The sequence below is a fragment of the Lewinella sp. IMCC34191 genome (assembly GCF_003390935.1).
Taxonomy (GTDB): domain Bacteria; phylum Bacteroidota; class Bacteroidia; order Chitinophagales; family Saprospiraceae; genus Neolewinella.
The window spans coordinates 1-1,300 of sequence record NZ_QNQZ01000029.1 but is presented as its reverse complement, the minus strand read 5'-3'; the positions used below and the strand labels follow the sequence as shown (position 1 = coordinate 1,300).

The 1,300-nt window shown below is 60.5% G+C and carries 1 protein-coding gene; it reads left to right on the top strand.

Annotated elements, in window-relative coordinates:
* Nucleotides 1-1,136: IS4 family transposase (locus DRW39_RS22090; protein WP_116109424.1), on the top strand; the 1,136-nt coding region annotated here is incomplete at its 5' end.
* Between the last annotated feature and the right edge of the window lie 164 nt (nt 1,137-1,300).

The window sequence follows — 1,300 nt, the reverse complement described above, 5'->3', positions numbered from 1 at the left end:
TGCACGATTTCTTTGTCAGCCTGGGATCCTTCCCGGTTACAAAGTCTGCCATCGTCCAACGCCGCAAGCACATCCGCCCCCTATTCTTCAAGGACTTCTTCTACCAGTCCGTTCAGGCTTTCTACGCCAGCTTTCGCCATGCCCGCCGCTGGCGGTCTCACCTGCTTATCGCCGTCGACGGTACGGGCCAGACCCTGCCCCGTGAAAGCTGGATCGGTGAAGCCTTCGGCTTTCACCTCAACCAGCACGACAACGTGCCCTCCACCCGTATCCTTCTGACTTACGACCTGCTCAACCGCATCATCCTGCGGGCCGACCTGCATACGCAGAAAAGCGGCGAGATCCGCCACGCTTACCCTAACGTCGGGCAGCTACCCCAGCGGGCCATTTACATCTACGATCGAGGCTTCGCCGGCTACGGCTTGCCCTTTCTGCACCGCCGCCACGGCTCCGAGTGCATCATCCGCCTGCCCGTGGACATCAGCCCCGAGGTGCGCGACTTCGTGCGCAGTGGGGAGCCCGACCGGCTCATCACCGTGGAGTTGAAGGACCGCGCCTACCGCACCCTGTGTGACCTGGGGCAGCACCCTACGTGGCGCCAACCCCTGGCACTCCGTCTGGTGCGGGTGGAGCTCTGTACGGGGGAAGTAGAAGTACTCCTGACCACGCTCATGCACCGTCGCCGCTTCCACCACCGCCGCATCGGCGAGCTCTACGGCTTACGCTGGGGTGTGGAAACGGGCATTTCTCATCTGAAGTCGTTCCTACAGTTAGCCCTTACTTCGGCCTACACCCAGCCCGGCGTGGAGCAGGACCTCTGGTCGACTTTTTGGTTCTACAATGTGCAGAGCGCTTGCCTGCTTGACCAGGAGCAGGAGAAAGCCCGCCGCACGAAGGAGCGTCATTACAGCTACCGCATCAACCGCAACGTGACCGCCGGTTTGATCAAAAGGTGGCTACCCACCCTCTTTCTGGACGGCGTGCGTCGCTGGAGAGCCCGAACGCATGTCCTGCTGGAGGAAGTGATCCACCACCTCGAACCCTATAGGCCCCGCCCGAGCCGTGTACGTACCAGACGGATCATGCGGAGTCAGGACCGACACGTTTACGAACCAAACTATCGCTCAACTATGTAAAGACTAGCCAAGGCAGCAGGTCACATGCACGAGCCGCCTCACGGCCGGACGAGGTTACTATGCCATGAAGATACGCGTTGGACGACCTAGCTGTCGAACGTGCGAAAACTAACGGCCAGCATGACATCCAAGGGCCAGCCGGTAGGCTTAACTTAATGGCGTTG